At 72.5% G+C, this 13,302-nt stretch carries 12 protein-coding genes; 3 read left to right on the top strand and 9 right to left on the bottom strand.

Going from position 1 to position 13,302, the window contains the following annotated elements:
* Window positions 1-60: 60 nt before the first annotated feature.
* Complete coding sequence (locus ACIHEJ_RS35905) at window positions 61-1,866, bottom strand: prolyl oligopeptidase family serine peptidase (RefSeq protein WP_400141796.1); 1,806 nt, start codon at window positions 1,864-1,866, stop codon at window positions 61-63.
* An 83-nt stretch (window positions 1,867-1,949) separates the two neighbouring features.
* Here ACIHEJ_RS35905 and ACIHEJ_RS35900 point away from each other — a divergent pair, with 83 nt between their 5' ends.
* Together ACIHEJ_RS35900 and ACIHEJ_RS35895 are read left to right on the top strand one after the other, a co-directional pair.
* Window positions 1,950-2,789: a class I SAM-dependent methyltransferase gene (locus ACIHEJ_RS35900; RefSeq protein ID WP_400141795.1), complete on the top strand. Its 840-nt coding sequence runs from the start codon at window positions 1,950-1,952 to the stop codon at window positions 2,787-2,789.
* Between the two features lie 43 nt (window positions 2,790-2,832).
* Window positions 2,833-3,618 (top strand): SURF1 family protein, encoded by a 786-nt coding sequence (locus ACIHEJ_RS35895; RefSeq protein ID WP_400141794.1) that lies wholly within the window; start codon window positions 2,833-2,835, stop codon window positions 3,616-3,618.
* 19 nt (window positions 3,619-3,637) lie between these two features.
* On the opposite strand, the gene ACIHEJ_RS35890 is transcribed toward ACIHEJ_RS35895, so the two are convergent.
* The 7 genes from ACIHEJ_RS35890 to ACIHEJ_RS35860 form a co-directional block, all read right to left on the bottom strand.
* The gene (locus ACIHEJ_RS35890; protein ID WP_400141793.1) at window positions 3,638-4,837 is read right to left on the bottom strand and encodes a hypothetical protein; all 1,200 of its coding nucleotides are present in this window, start codon (window positions 4,835-4,837) and stop codon (window positions 3,638-3,640) included.
* The gene (locus ACIHEJ_RS35885; RefSeq protein WP_400141792.1) at window positions 4,834-5,526 is read right to left on the bottom strand and encodes a SigE family RNA polymerase sigma factor; all 693 of its coding nucleotides are present in this window, start codon (window positions 5,524-5,526) and stop codon (window positions 4,834-4,836) included. Before ACIHEJ_RS35885 ends, ACIHEJ_RS35890 begins: the two co-directional genes overlap by 4 nt.
* Before the next feature lie 354 nt (window positions 5,527-5,880).
* On the bottom strand, window positions 5,881-6,939 hold the full coding sequence (locus ACIHEJ_RS35880) for an aspartate-semialdehyde dehydrogenase (RefSeq protein WP_400141791.1): 1,059 nt from the start codon (window positions 6,937-6,939) through the stop codon (window positions 5,881-5,883).
* A complete protein-coding gene (locus ACIHEJ_RS35875) occupies window positions 6,939-8,210 on the bottom strand; it encodes an aspartate kinase (protein WP_393739591.1) in 1,272 nt (423 codons plus the stop codon). Before ACIHEJ_RS35875 ends, ACIHEJ_RS35880 begins: the two co-directional genes overlap by 1 nt.
* A 201-nt stretch (window positions 8,211-8,411) precedes the next feature.
* Window positions 8,412-9,074 (bottom strand): DUF5063 domain-containing protein, encoded by a 663-nt coding sequence (locus tag ACIHEJ_RS35870; protein ID WP_400141790.1) that lies wholly within the window; start codon window positions 9,072-9,074, stop codon window positions 8,412-8,414.
* Window positions 9,067-9,666, bottom strand: a complete 600-nt coding sequence (gene recR, locus ACIHEJ_RS35865; RefSeq protein ID WP_073887722.1) for a recombination mediator RecR — start codon at window positions 9,664-9,666, stop codon at window positions 9,067-9,069. The genes ACIHEJ_RS35870 and recR overlap by 8 nt, the downstream gene beginning before the upstream one ends.
* A 56-nt stretch (window positions 9,667-9,722) precedes the next feature.
* Window positions 9,723-10,067: a YbaB/EbfC family nucleoid-associated protein gene (locus tag ACIHEJ_RS35860; RefSeq protein ID WP_400141789.1), complete on the bottom strand. Its 345-nt coding sequence runs from the start codon at window positions 10,065-10,067 to the stop codon at window positions 9,723-9,725.
* A 277-nt stretch (window positions 10,068-10,344) separates the two neighbouring features.
* Here ACIHEJ_RS35860 and ACIHEJ_RS35855 point away from each other — a divergent pair, with 277 nt between their 5' ends.
* Entirely contained in the window at window positions 10,345-11,094 is a 750-nt protein-coding gene (locus tag ACIHEJ_RS35855; protein ID WP_400141788.1) for an SLATT domain-containing protein, read from the top strand.
* A 24-nt stretch (window positions 11,095-11,118) separates the two neighbouring features.
* Here the strand turns inward: ACIHEJ_RS35855 and ACIHEJ_RS35850 are convergent, their stop codons facing one another.
* Entirely contained in the window at window positions 11,119-13,107 is a 1,989-nt protein-coding gene (locus tag ACIHEJ_RS35850) for a serine/threonine-protein kinase (RefSeq protein ID WP_400141787.1), read from the bottom strand.
* Between the last annotated feature and the right edge of the window lie 195 nt (window positions 13,108-13,302).

Raw genomic sequence — 13,302 nt, 5'->3', positions numbered from 1 at the left:
CGGCCCGGCGCCGGCCGCCCCCGCGGCCCCGCGGCCCCGGCAGGGTCCGCGGGCGAGGTCCTAGCGCGCCAGGTGTCGTCTCGCGAAGTCCAGCTCCAGCCCCACCTGCTTGATCCGCTCGTCCACGACCAGGGAACCGTGGCCCGCGTCGTACCGGTACACCTCGTGCACCGCGCCTCTCGCCTCCAGGCGCTTGACGTAGTTGTCGATCTGGCGGATCGGGCAGCGGGGGTCGTTGACACCCGCCGAGATGTAGACCGGGGCCTTGACCCGGTCCACGTACGTCAGCGGGGAGGACGCCTCGAAGCGGTCGGGGACCTCCTCGGGGGTGCCCCCGAGCAGGGTGCGGTCCATGGCCTTCAGGGCCTCCATCTCGTCGTGGTACGCGGTGACGTAGTCCGCGACCGGCACGACCGCGATGCCCACCGCCCACGCCTCCGGCTGGGTGCCGAGCCCGAGGAGGGTGAGGTAGCCGCCCCAGGAGGCGCCGGTGAGGACCAGCCGGGCGGGGTCGGCGAGGCCGGAGGAGACCGCCCACTCGCGCACCGCGGCCACGTCCTCCAGTTCGATGAGGCCGACCCGGTGCTTCAGGGCGTCGGTCCAGGCGCGGCCGTAACCGGTGGAGCCGCGGTAGTTGATGCGGATCACCGCGTAGCCGTGGTCCACCCAGGCCGCCGGGCCCGCCGCGAAGGAGTCGCTGTCGTGCCAGGTCGGGCCGCCGTGCAGGTCGAATACCGTGGGGAGCGGGCCGGTGACGCCGGCCGGCCGCTGGACCAGTGCGTGGATACGGCCGCCCGGCCCCTCCACCCAGGCGTCCTCCACCACCACCGACGGCGGGCAGGCCATGCCGGGAGGGTCCAGGACGATGCCGCCGGAGGTCGAGCGCACCGCCGGGGGCTCGGCGGCCGACGACCACAGGTACTCCACGCTGCCGTCCGGGCGGGCCGTGGCACCGGAGACCGTGCCCGGCGGGGTGGGGATGCGGGTCAGCTCCCGGGCCGCCAGGTCGTACCGGAACAGCTCGCTGCGGGCCTCGAAGCCGTGGACGACGAGCAGCGCCGAGCCGTCCGGGTACCACTCCGCGCCGACGTCGCCCGGCAGGTCCAGGGCGAGGTCAGTCTCCGATCCCGTGGCCACGTCCCACACCAGCGGCTCCCAGCGCCCCCGGCGCTGGTGGCCGATGAGCAGCCGGGTGTCGCCGTCGACCGGGGCGAAGCCCAGCACCTCCAGGCCCAGTTCCTCGGTGCCGCCCCTGGTGTCGTCCAGTTCGGCGACCGCCGAGCCGTCCGGGCGCAGGACGCGCAGCGCCGCGTGCATGGCGTCGCCGTGCTCGGTGTGCTCGATGGCGATCAGGGAGCCGTCGTGGGAGAGGTCGCCGACGCCCGCCGACTCGCGGTGCCGGTAGATCTCCACCGGGTCGGCGCCCTCGACGGCCAGATGGAGAGTGGTGCCCTCGTCGTCCGTGGAGCGGCCGACGACCGCGGTGCGGCCGTCGCGGGACAGGGCCAGGCCGGCCGGGTAGGACGGGTCCAGGCCCGGCACGGCCGGCTCGTCCGCCCCGCCCTCGAAGGGCTGGCGGCGCCAGATGCCGAACTCGTCGCCGTCCTTGTCGTCGAACCACCAGATCCAGGCGCCGTCCGGGGAGAGCACGCCGTCCGTCGTGCCGTTCGGCCGGTACGTCGCCTGACGCTGCTCGCCCGTCGCCCGGTCCCAGGCGTACAGCTCGTACGTACCCGTCGCGTTCGACACGAACAGGGAGCGGTCCGGTGCGTCCTCCGCCCAGTCGGGCAGCGACACGCGCGGCGCCCGGAAGCGCCTCTCCCAGTCCGGCATGTCCGGTGTGTCCGGCGTCCTGCTCTCACTCATGGCCCCAGTCATGCGCCCATACTGCCTGGCCGCGCCGACAATTGGGTGGCGCGTGTGCGTAGCCTGTGGATAACTTTCCGATCATGACCACACCGACCACGTCCCCGTCCGTCCCGGAGGGCTGGCGCGAGGACAACCTGGCCATGTGGAACGAGCGCGTGCCCGTCCATGTCGCCGGTGAGTACTACGACCTCGACGGCTTCCGGGCCCGCCCGGACGTGCTGCGGGACTTCGAGACGGCCGAGGTCGGGGACGTCACCGGGAAGTCGCTCCTGCACCTGCAGTGCCACATCGGCACCGACACCCTCTCCTGGCTCCGCCGGGGCGCCGCCCGCGTCGTCGGCCTGGACTTCTCCGCCCCGGCCGTCGAGGCGGCCCGCGCCCTCGCCGCCGACCTCGGCCACGGGCCCGAGCGCGCCGCCTTCGTCACCGGCGACGTGTACGACGCGGCCGGCGCCGTGCCCGAGCCGTCGTACGACATCGTCTACACCGGGCTGGGCGCGTTGTGCTGGCTGCCGGACATCCGCCGCTGGGCCGAGACCGCGGCCTCGCTCGTGGCGCCCGGCGGCTTCCTCTACCTCGCCGAGTTCCATCCGCTCACCGAGTCCCTGGACGACGCGACCGGCACCCGGATCGTGCGCGACTACTTCCGCCGGGACGCGGCGGTGTGGGACGAGCCCGGCACCTACGCCGACCCGGGTGCCGCCACCGTCCACAACCGAAGCGTGGAGTGGCAGCACACGCTCGGCGACGTCGTCTCCGCGCTCGCCGCGACCGGGCTGCGCATCGAATTCCTGCACGAGCACGACGTGTCGCTCTTCCCGCGCTTCGAGAACTTCGAGGTGCGCGACGGCTACCACCGCTTCCCTGCGGACCATCCGCGCATCCCCTTGATCTACTCCCTCAAGGCGACCAAGGGGTGACCCGCGGGCGGGCGAGCGGCACCGGAGCCGTACCGTGGAAGGCGTGTACCGGTTTCTGCTGACACCCCGCTGGTGGGGCATCAACGTCTTCGTGCTGCTCGCCATCCCCTTCTGCATCTTCATGGGGTCCTGGCAGCTGAGCCGGTTCGAGGGGCGCGTGCACGCCAGTGAGGCCGCGACCGAGCAGGCCTCCTCCGGCCGGCACGAGACCGCCCGGCCGCTGGACTCGGTGCTGCCGGTCGACCAGAGCACCTCGGGACGCCGGGTCACCGCGAGCGGCCGGTACGGCAAGCAGCTGCTGGTGCCCGGCAGGCAGCTGGACGGCAGGACCGGCTTCTACGTCCTCACCCTGCTGCGCACCGACTCCGGCAGGGCCCTGCCCGTGGTGCGGGGCTGGCTGCCGGGCACGGCGGACGCGGCGAAGGCCCCGGCGCCGCCGGCCGGTGAGGTCACCGTCACCGGTGCCCTGCAGGCGTCCGAGACCCCGGGGGACAACGGGGTCAGCGCCCAGGGCGGTCTGCCCGCCGGGCAGACCGCGGCGATCAGCTCCGCCTCGCTGGTGAACCTGGTGCCGTACCGGCTGTACGACGCGTGGGTCACGCTGGACGAGGCGGACGCCGGGATGAAGGCCGTTCCGGCGACCGCGCCCGCGGGCACCGGGCTGGACCTGAAGGCCTTCCAGAACCTCGGCTACACCGGCGAGTGGTTCGTCTTCGCGGGCTTCACGGTCTTCATGTGGTTCCGCCTGCTGCGCCGCGAGGTGGAGTACCAGCGGGACGCCGAGCTGGGCCTGGTCCAGAAGGAGCCGGAGCCGGTCGCCGGCGCCTGACCGGTGCCGTCCCTCGGGTCTACGCCCCCGCCAGCACGCCGGTGTAATAAACGGTTCCCGCGCACGCGTTGGGCACCACCGCCGTGGCCGACGGGGAGCCGTCGGCGGCCGTGTGGGTGACGGAGATGCTGCCGTCGGCCGTGCCGTCCTCCGTCATCAGCTGGGTCGTCGTGCCCGACGACGTGCTGCCGTCCGCCGTGCCGTCCGTGGCGCCCGGGTCCTGGGAGGTGCTCGGGTCCGGTGACGGGCCGCCGCCCGTGTCGGAGCCGCCGGTGCTGCTGCCGTCGCCGGTGGTGGGGCAGGTCTCGGACGGCACGAACGCGAACCGCTCCACGTAGGCCGCGCCGGGCTGCAGGACCAGTCCGGAGACCTCCAGGGAGGGATCGGGCAGGCTGGTCGCCGCGTCCCCCGCCACATGACGGGTGGCCGTGATCTTCGCCGGGTCGGCGGCACCCTGGGGGGTGGGCGTGACGGTGCCCGCACCGGCGACGGTGCAGGCGGCGGAGGAGACGTTCACGACCCGGAAGGTGCCGTAGACGATGCCCGCGGTGTCGGGGGCGTCGGCGCTGCCGGTGGCGGAGCCGAGCTGGGCCGCCGTACACAGCGGGACGCCCGTGGCCGAGGTCGCGGACGGGTTGGCGCCGCCGGTCGAGCCGGTGGCGCTGCCGTCGTTCCTGCCCTTCTCGCCGCTCTTGCCGGGCTCCTTGCCGGGCTTGACGCTCGCGCTGCTCGAGCCCTTGTCGCCGCCCGTGTCACCACCCTTGTCCTTGCCCGGGCCGGTGCCGCCCTGGGCCTGGGAGGACTGGCCGGCCATGGCGGTGTTGGGGTCGGAGCCGCCCGCGTTGGAGACGTGCACCAGCGCGGGGACCGCGGTGCCGACGAACAGGGCGGCGGCGGCCATGCCGACGACTGCCTGCCGTTTGCGGGCCCGCCGGGCGGGGACGGCCCGGCGCAGGTGGTCCAGGGTGCCGGTGCGCGGCTCGATGTCGTCGACCGCGGAGTGCAGCATCCGCCGCAGGGCCAGTTCGTCCGAGGCGAGCCCGGTGTCCGGCTCCTCGGGGCCCTGCTCGTCGGGGCCGTGGTTCACAGTTGCGTTCCCAGCGTGCGATGACATGTGCTCGTGCTCGTGACTCTTCGTCGGTTCGTGCCAGGCGAAGGGCTCGTGGCGTTCGTGGGAGTGCCGTTCACCGGAGCCGCTCCCGTCGGCCCGCTCGCTCATGCCGGTGCCTCCATGGCCACCCGCAGTGCGGCGATGCCACGCGAGCCGTACGCCTTCACCGAGCCCAGCGATATCCCGAGCGTCTCGGCGACCTGGGCCTCGGTCATGTCCGCGAAGTAGCGCAGCACCAGGACCTCGCGCTGGCGGCGCTGCAGTCCCTTCATGGCCTTGATGAGGTCACGGCGCTCCAGCTGGTCGTAGGCGCCCTCCTCCGCGCTGGCCATGTCCGGCATCGGCTTGGACAGCAGCTTCAGGCCGAGGATGCGCCGGCGCAGCGTGGACCGGGAGAGGTTGACGACGGTCTGCCGCAGGTAGGCCAGGGTCTTCTCGGGGTCGCGGACGCGCTTGCGGGCCGAGTGCACGCGGATGAAGGCCTCCTGGACGACGTCCTCGCAGGAGGCGGTGTCGTCGAGGAGGAGCGCGGCGAGGCCGAGCAGCGAGCGGTAGTGCGCCCGATAGGTCTCGGTGAGGTGGTCGACCGTGGTGCCGGCGGCCTCGGTCCCCGCGGTCGCCGAGGTGTCGTCCGAGCCGTCACGCTGGCTGGGTATGCGGGCGGGCCGCGCTGCGGGCATGGGCGCGATCACCGGCATGCCGCCGGCCATGCCCGGCGTACGCGGGCGGAGCGCCGCGCGGGGCGGCCGCAAGGCCGCGGTGCCGCGGGCCGCACTGAGTTCGAGTACCTCTGCCACGCCAGTTGGACACGTCTCCCCCCGAAAGGGTTGTACGTGCCGGGCGTCACATGTGCGACAACCGACGGTGCCTCAAGTGCCGTCATGCGTCCCGCTCTTCCCTTATGTCCCATATGAACGGGCGTCCCCACGCCCTGCTCACGGCGTCCCCGCGCCATGCGTCCCCAGGCCCCGCAAAGGTGACCGCAAAGACGCTCCCCGCCCTGCACGCGGTTGCGCGGGGCGGGGAGGAAAATCCTCTGTCGTCATCAGGTCCGGATCAAGTGGTTTGGACCATGCTTCCGACCACAGTCTTACGTAGATCCTACAAATGGATCCGCTCCCAGCCGGTTTTTCCACGGCACGGGATCCGGATCAGCAGAACTCCGTCGCCAGCAGCTCCGCGATCTGCGCCGAGTTCAGGGCGGCGCCCTTGCGGAGATTGTCCCCGCACACGAAGAGCTCCAGCGCGGTCGGGTCGTCCAGCGCCCGGCGCACCCGGCCGACCCAGGTCGGATCGGTGCCCACCACATCGGCGGGGGTGGGGAACTCACCGGCGGCCGGGTCGTCGCACAGCACCACCCCGGGCGCGGTGGCGATGATCTCCCGGGCTCCGTCGACCGTCACCTCGCCCTGGAACCGGGCGTGCACGGTCAGCGAGTGCGTGGTGATCACCGGCACCCGTACACAGGTCACGGCCACCGGCAGCTGCGGCAGGCCGAGGATCTTGCGGGACTCGTCGCGGACCGTCATCTCCTCCGACGACCAGCCGTCCTCACGGAGCGAGCCGGCCCACGGCACGACGTTGAGCACGACCGGCTCCGGGAACGGCCCGGTGCTGTCCCCGACGGCGCGCCGTACGTCCCCGGGCTTGGTCCCCAGCTCGGTCCCGGCGACCAGGGACAGCTGCGCCCGCAGCGCCTCCACGCCGGCGTTCCCGGCCCCGCTCACCGCCTGGTACGACGACACCACCAGCTCGCGCAGCCCGAACTCGGCGTGCAGCGCGCCCAGCGCGACGATCATCGTGAGGGTGGTGCAGTTGGGGTTGGCGACGATCCCGCGCGGGCGGGTCCGCACCGCGTGCGCGTTGACCTCGGGCACCACGAGCGGCACGTCGGGGTCCAGGCGGAAGGCGGCCGAGTTGTCGACGACGACCGCGCCGCGTGCGGCGGCGACCGGCGCCCACTCGGCGGCGACCTGGTCCGGCACGTCGAACAGCGCGATGTCGACCCCGGCGAACGCGTCCTCGCTCAGGGCCACCACCTCGACCTCCTCCCCGCGCACGGCCAGCTTGCGGCCGGCCGAGCGCGGGGAGGCGATCAGACGGATCTCGCCCCAGACGTCCGCCCGCTGGGACAGGATCTGGAGCATGACCGCGCCGACGGCTCCGGTCGCTCCCACGACCGCGAGCGTCGGCCTGCCGGTCGGTGCCATCAGCGGCCCGTGCCTCCGTAGACGACGGCCTCGTCGGTGTCGGAGTCGAGCCCGAAGGCGGTGTGCACGGCACGGACGGCCTCGGGGACGTCGTCCTTGCGGGTGACGACCGAGATGCGGATCTCCGAGGTCGAGATCAGCTCGATGTTCACGCCGGCGTCGGACAGCGCCTCGAAGAAGGAGGCGGTGACGCCCGGGTTGGTCTTCATCCCCGCGCCGACCAGGGAGATCTTGCCGATCTGGTCGTCGTAGCGCAGCGAGTCGAAGCCGATGCCCGGCCGGTTCTTCTCCAGCGCGTCGATGGCCTTGCGGCCCTCGGTCTTCGGCAGCGTGAAGGAGATGTCGGTCAGCCCGGTGGAGGCGGCCGACACGTTCTGCACGACCATGTCGATGTTGATCTCGGCATCGGCGATGGTCCGGAAGATCGCGGCAGCCTCACCCGGCTTGTCCGGCACGCCGACGACCGTGATCTTGGCCTCGGAGGTGTCGTGCGCGACACCGGAGATGATGGCCTGCTCCACCTTCTGGTCCCCAATCGGCTCACTGCTGACCCACGTACCCTGCAGCCCGCTGAAGCTGGACCGGACGTGGATCGGGATGTTGTAGCGGCGGGCGTACTCCACACAGCGGTGGAGCAGCACCTTGGAGCCGGAGGCGGCGAGCTCCAGCATGTCCTCGAAGGAGATCCAGTCGATCTTCTTCGCCTTCTTCACCACGCGCGGGTCGGCGGTGAACACGCCGTCCACGTCGGTGTAGATCTCGCAGACCTCGGCGTCGAGCGCGGCGGCGAGCGCCACGGCCGTCGTGTCGGACCCGCCGCGGCCCAGCGTGGTGATGTCCTTCTTGTCCTGGCTGACGCCCTGGAAGCCGGCGACGATCGCGATGTTGCCCTTGTCGAGCGACTCGCGGATCCGGCCCGGCGTGACGTCGATGATCCGCGCTTTGTTGTGGACCGAGTCGGTGATGACGCCTGCCTGGCTGCCGGTGAACGACTGGGCCTCGTGACCCAGGTTTTTGATCGCCATGGCCAGCAGGGCCATGGAGATACGCTCTCCGGCGGTCAGCAGCATGTCGAATTCACGCCCGGCAGGCATCGGAGACACCTGCTCGGCGAGATCGATCAGCTCGTCCGTCGTGTCGCCCATCGCGGAAACGACGACGACAACCTGGTTGCCGTTCTTCTTCGCTTCCACGATCCGCTTGGCGACGCGCTTGATGCCCTCGGCATCGGCTACGGAGGAGCCTCCGTACTTCTGCACGACAAGGCCCACGTGCGCTCCTCGCTCGGTTCGTTTATGTCGGCTCAGTCTATCGAGCGTCCGAATTCCACCATCGTGCTCCCGCATGGTGAGACATCGGCCGCTCGGACTCGAACCCTGCCCAGGGATCGGCGTACCACGCGAAAAGTGCCCCGGGTCACAGTGCCGGATCCGCGTGATCGAATCACCCGGGCGAGCCGCGTGACCGTGCCGCTACTTCCCCGGCCGGATCCCCAGCGGGCCGCCGATCTCCTCCGCCATCACCCGGCCGGCCTCGAACTCCAGGGTCTCGTCGCCCATGCCGGGCTGGTCGGTGTCGAGCCCGTCCAGCTCCTCCAGGGGCTGGTTGAGGCGGACGTGGATGAGGACCGACTGGAGCGCGCGCAGCACCGCGGAGGCCATCGGGCCCCAGTTGGAGAAGTAGGAGAACTGCCACCACCACAGGGCCTCCGTGGTGCGGCCCGCGCGGTAGTGCACCATTCCGTGGCGGAGGTCGGTGATGATGTCGGCGAGGTCGTCGGAGAGCCGGGCAGGCACCGGTGCCGTGCGGGGCTCGTACGGGTCGAAGACCTCCGAGTAGACGTCGACGGGGTCCAGCAGCCGGGCGAAGTTCTCCCGCAGCTGGTCCACGTCCGGCTCCGGGCCCGGGTCGGGCTCGTAGCGCTCCTCGGGGACGATGTCCTCGTGGGCGCCCAGCCGGCCGCCCGCCAGCAGGAGCTGGGAGACCTCCAGCAGCAGGAAGGGCACCGCCGACTCGGGCTCGTCGCCCTTCGCCACCTCGGTGACGGCCACCAGGAAGCTCTCCACCTGGTCCGCGATCTGGACCACGAAGTCGTCCGGGTTCTGCGTCGAGTCGTGCAGCGTGGCGTCAGACATCTAGGAGTCGTCTCCCCTCGAAGGCGCGGCCGAGGGTGACCTCGTCCGCGTATTCCAGGTCGCCGCCCACCGGGAGGCCGCTGGCCAGGCGGGTGACCTTCAGGCCCATGGGTTTGATCATGCGGGCGAGGTACGTGGCCGTCGCCTCGCCTTCGAGATTGGGGTCCGTGGCCAGGATCAGCTCCGTGACCGTGCCGTCGGCCAGCCGGGCCAGGAGCTCCCTGATGCGCAGATCGTCCGGGCCCACGCCCTCGATCGGGCTGATGGCGCCGCCGAGGACGTGATAGCGACCGCGGAACTCGCGGGTGCGTTCGATGGCGACGACGTCCTTCGGCTCCTCGACCACGCAGATGACCGAGGGATCGCGCCGGGCGTCACGGCAGATGTTGCACAGCTCCTCCTGTGCCACGTTGCCGCAGGTCGCGCAGAAGCGGACCTTCGCCTTGACCTCCAGGAGGGCCTGCGCGAGCCGCTTCACGTCCGTCGGCTCCGCCTGCAGGATGTGGAAGGCGATGCGCTGCGCGCTCTTCGGACCGACGCCGGGAAGCCGCCCCAGCTCGTCGATGAGGTCCTGGACCACGCCTTCGTACACCGGTACTGCCCTTCCTGGAGACCTTGCGGTACGTACGGTAGTTGCCCGGGGCCCGCTTAGAAAGGCAGACCCGGGATGCCGGTGCCGCCGCCCAGCCCCTGGGCCAGCGGGCCGAGCTTCTGCTGCTGCAGGGCCTGCGCGTTCTCGTTGGCCGCCTGGACGGCCGCCACGATCAGGTCGGCGAGGGTCTCGGTGTCCTCCGGGTCCACCGCCTTCGGGTCGATCTTCAGCGCCCGCAGCTCGCCCGCGCCGGTCACGGTGGCCCGCACCAGACCGCCGCCGGCCTGCCCGTCCACCTCCGTGTTCGCCAGTTCCTCCTGGGCCCGCTGCAGGTCCTGCTGCATCTTCTGGGCCTGCTGGAGCAGCTGCTGCATGTTGGGCTGGCCACCACCGGGGATCACGATCAGCTCCTGCCTCGTCGGCGTTCTTCGTCGCTCTTCGTCGTCGTACGGGGGACGTTTTCTCCGTCGGAACGAGCCTACGTGGTCCACGCGGCCACCGCCGCGCCACTCTTTCGAGTGAGAATCGCGACAGTCCTATACCTGATCAAGGCCCTCTTCCGAGCGGAAAAGTGGAGAAAGCTCCCTCTCCGCCACCCATTGGGCGGTAGGAAGGGTGCCGCGCGTCGGCATGGAATGTCACGCAACGTGACCGGTCGTGATCAGTAGGGAGTGCCGGGTGGGTCAGCCGGAGATGCAGCCCGAGGGTCCGCCTCAGGACGGGCGGGGCGAGGGTGCGGCCGGGCTGCGGCCGGGCGATCTGACCGGGCGGTCCTTTCCGCTCGGGGACTGGGGCGAGCCCGCCGAGCGGCTCGACGAGCTCTACCGGTGGGTGGAGCGCGGGGCGCTGGAGACGACCTCCTGGTATCTGCGGGACCGGGTGTGGAAGCGGCGCGGCGCCCAGGTGCTGCGGTGCGGCACGGCGGCCGGCGCAGTGGCCGGACTCGGCCTGCCGCTGCTCGACCTGTCCGGGGCGGCCGACGGAGTGGCGCCCTGGGGGTGCCTGGCCCTGCTCCTCGCGGCGGCCTGCGCCGGCGTCGACCGGTTCTTCGGGGTGACGTCCGGCTGGATGCGGGACGTGGCGACCGCGCAGGCGGTGCAGCGGCGGCTGCAGGCACTGCAGTTCGACTGGGCCTCCGAGAGCGTGCGTGAGGTGCTGGGTCCGGCGGAGGGCACGGCGAGCGAGGCCGCGGAGCGGTGCCTGGCGGTGCTGCGGCGCTTCTCCGAGGACATCACGGAGCTGGTGCGCGCGGAGACCACCGACTGGATGGTGGCGTTCCGCACCGGTTCGGCACCGCTGGGCATCCAGGCGGCGGTGGCGTACGTCCCCCGCCAGGAACAGGCAGGAGCCCCGGGCCGCTTCCCTCTCCCCCCGGCGAACGGCTCCCGCCCGAACATGCCCCGCCAACGTCCCCCGGAGCCGCGGTAGCCCGGCCGACGGCCCGCGGCCGGCTCACTGCTTGCTGTAGGTCAGGCTCTCGCCGCCGCCGCTCTTCGCCCGCTTCAGGCTGCCGTCCGGGAGCAGGGTCACCTCCGTGGCCTCGCCCGGGGTGCAGGAGGAGGCCGGTTCGCCGGTGGTGACGGTGGACGGGCCGATCTGCAACGGGCCGGTCCCGCCGGGCTGTTCCGTGAGCTCGGCCGCGAAGACGCAGTGGTACGTCCCGCCGCCCGCCGCGGGGCCGTCCGCGACCAGCGTCAGCACCGTGTCGCCGACCTCGCCCTGCCGGATGGTCAGCTCACGGGTGTTGGTGCCGTTGGCGTTGTCGATCGTGGTCCGCCAGGTGCCGAGGTAGGCGTCCGGGACCGCACCGTCCGAGGCGGTGGACGAGACCGGGGCGGGGGAGGTCGGCGTGGCGGTGCCGGGCGGTGCGGAGGTCGCCGTGGGTGCGGGACCGACCGTGCCGTCGCCCTTGTCGTCGCCGCCGCTGCCGTTCTTCATCAGCGCGTACACCGAGCCGCCCGCGCCGAGCGCCACCACCAGCGCGACCGCGACGAGCAGCGCGGTGGACCGGCCGTTGCGCCGCTCCGGCTCCTGCGGCACCCCGAGGGCCGTCGGCCCGTACGGCGGGGTGGAGCCGAGGCCTGCGCCGTAGGGGTGGTACGACTGCGGGTGCGCCTGCTGGGGGTACTGCTGCTGCGGGTACGCCCGCTGTGGGTACGCCTGCTGCGGATAGCCGTAGGAACCGGAACCGGGTGCTCTGAATCCGGGAGCCGCCGGAGGCGCCACGGGCGGCGGCGTCTGCCCGGCCACGACGGTGGGAAGGTGGTCGACCGCACCCCCCGGCGCGGGACTCACCGGCGGAGCCGGTACGCCTCCTCCGTCACGGACGGCGGCATGCTCGACCGCCCCCTGCCCCGAGGCCGCACCGGCAGCCGGAGCCGCGCCCGCGGCCGCCGGCGGCGGGGAGCCGGACCCGGCGGAAGGCCGGGGGCCCCCGGACGCACCCGCACCCGGCACCGCGCCCGCACCCGGCACCGCACCGGCACCCTCGCCCGGCGAAGCCGCCGTCTCCCCCTCCGGATCCTCCACCTCCAGCAGCTGCACGGCATGCCGCCCCAGCTGAGCCACCAGCGCCCCCGGCAGCCAGGGGTCCCGGGACCGCCCCCCGGCCACCGTGTCCCCCGCCCCGGTCAACTCGAGGATCGTCTCCAGCGAGGGCCGGGCCCCGGGCTCCTTGCGCAGGCAGCACCGCACCAGATCGGCGATCCCCTCCGGGACCCCGGTCAGATCCGGCTCCTCCTGCGCGATCCGGAACATCAGCGCGTGCACACCGCTGTTCGCGGCCCCGAAGGGCAGCGCCCCGGTCGCCGCGTAGGCGAGCACGGACCCGAGGCAGAACACGTCGCACGCCGGCGTGATGCGGTCCCCCCGCACCTGCTCGGGCGCCATGAACCCGGGCGACCCGACCAGCGACCCGGTCCGGGTCAGCCCCTCGCTCCCCGCCGAGGTCGTCTCCAGCGCCCGCGCGATCCCGAAGTCGATCACGCGGGGCCCGTCGATGGTCACGAGGACGTTCGACGGCTTGAGGTCCCGGTGCACGATCCCGGCCGCGTGGATGTCCCGCAGCGCGTGCGCGAGGCCGGCGGCGAGGATCCGTACCGACCGCTCCGGCAGCGCGCCGTGCTCACGGCCCACCACCTGCTGCAGACTCGGGCCGGCGACGTACCCGGTGGCCACCCAGGGCACCGCCGCCTCGGTGTCCGCGTCCAGCACGGGCGCGGTCCAGTACCCGCCGACCTGCCGGGCGGCCTGCACCTCCTGCCGGAAGCGCGCCCGGAACTCCTCCTGCGCGGCGAGCTCCTCGCGGACCAGTTTCACGGCGACGGTACGGCCCCGGTCCGAGCGGGCCAGATACACGTGCCCCATGCCGCCCGCGCCCAGCCGCGCCAGCAGCCGGTAGCCCCCGATCTGCTGCGGATCCCCCGGCCCCAGCTTCTCCATGGCCGCCCTGCCTTCCCCCCGGACACGCAACCCCTACGTGTCCAACGGACCGAGAATAATGCGGCGGCCCGGGGTGCCGCGTGGAGCGGCGTCTACGGTTGCGTAACAGGTGTTCCCTGGACAACCTGTCGTGGAATGCCCCCGTCCAGGGAACATGACGCCGATAGGCCGTCCGCATCGCGGACATCTACCCTC

The sequence above is a fragment of the Streptomyces sp. NPDC052301 genome, from assembly GCF_044593395.1.
Taxonomy (GTDB): Bacteria; Actinomycetota; Actinomycetes; order Streptomycetales; family Streptomycetaceae; genus Streptomyces.
The sequence above is the reverse complement of the archived record's forward strand: the minus strand, read 5'-3'. Positions and strand labels throughout refer to the sequence as shown.

What these genes read in the sequence shown, in the direction of transcription:
- ACIHEJ_RS35905 (WP_400141796.1), bottom strand. Translation starts at nt 1,866, where the DNA reads ATGAGTGAGAGCAGGACGCCGGACACACCGGACATGCCGGACTGGGAG.
- ACIHEJ_RS35900 (WP_400141795.1), top strand. Translation starts at nt 1,950, where the DNA reads ATGACCACACCGACCACGTCCCCGTCCGTCCCGGAGGGCTGGCGCGAG.
- ACIHEJ_RS35890 (WP_400141793.1), bottom strand. Translation starts at nt 4,837, where the DNA reads ATGAGCGAGCGGGCCGACGGGAGCGGCTCCGGTGAACGGCACTCCCAC.
- ACIHEJ_RS35880 (WP_400141791.1), bottom strand. Translation starts at nt 6,939, where the DNA reads ATGGCACCGACCGGCAGGCCGACGCTCGCGGTCGTGGGAGCGACCGGA.
- ACIHEJ_RS35870 (WP_400141790.1), bottom strand. Translation starts at nt 9,074, where the DNA reads ATGTCTGACGCCACGCTGCACGACTCGACGCAGAACCCGGACGACTTC.
- ACIHEJ_RS35850 (WP_400141787.1), bottom strand. Translation starts at nt 13,107, where the DNA reads ATGGAGAAGCTGGGGCCGGGGGATCCGCAGCAGATCGGGGGCTACCGG.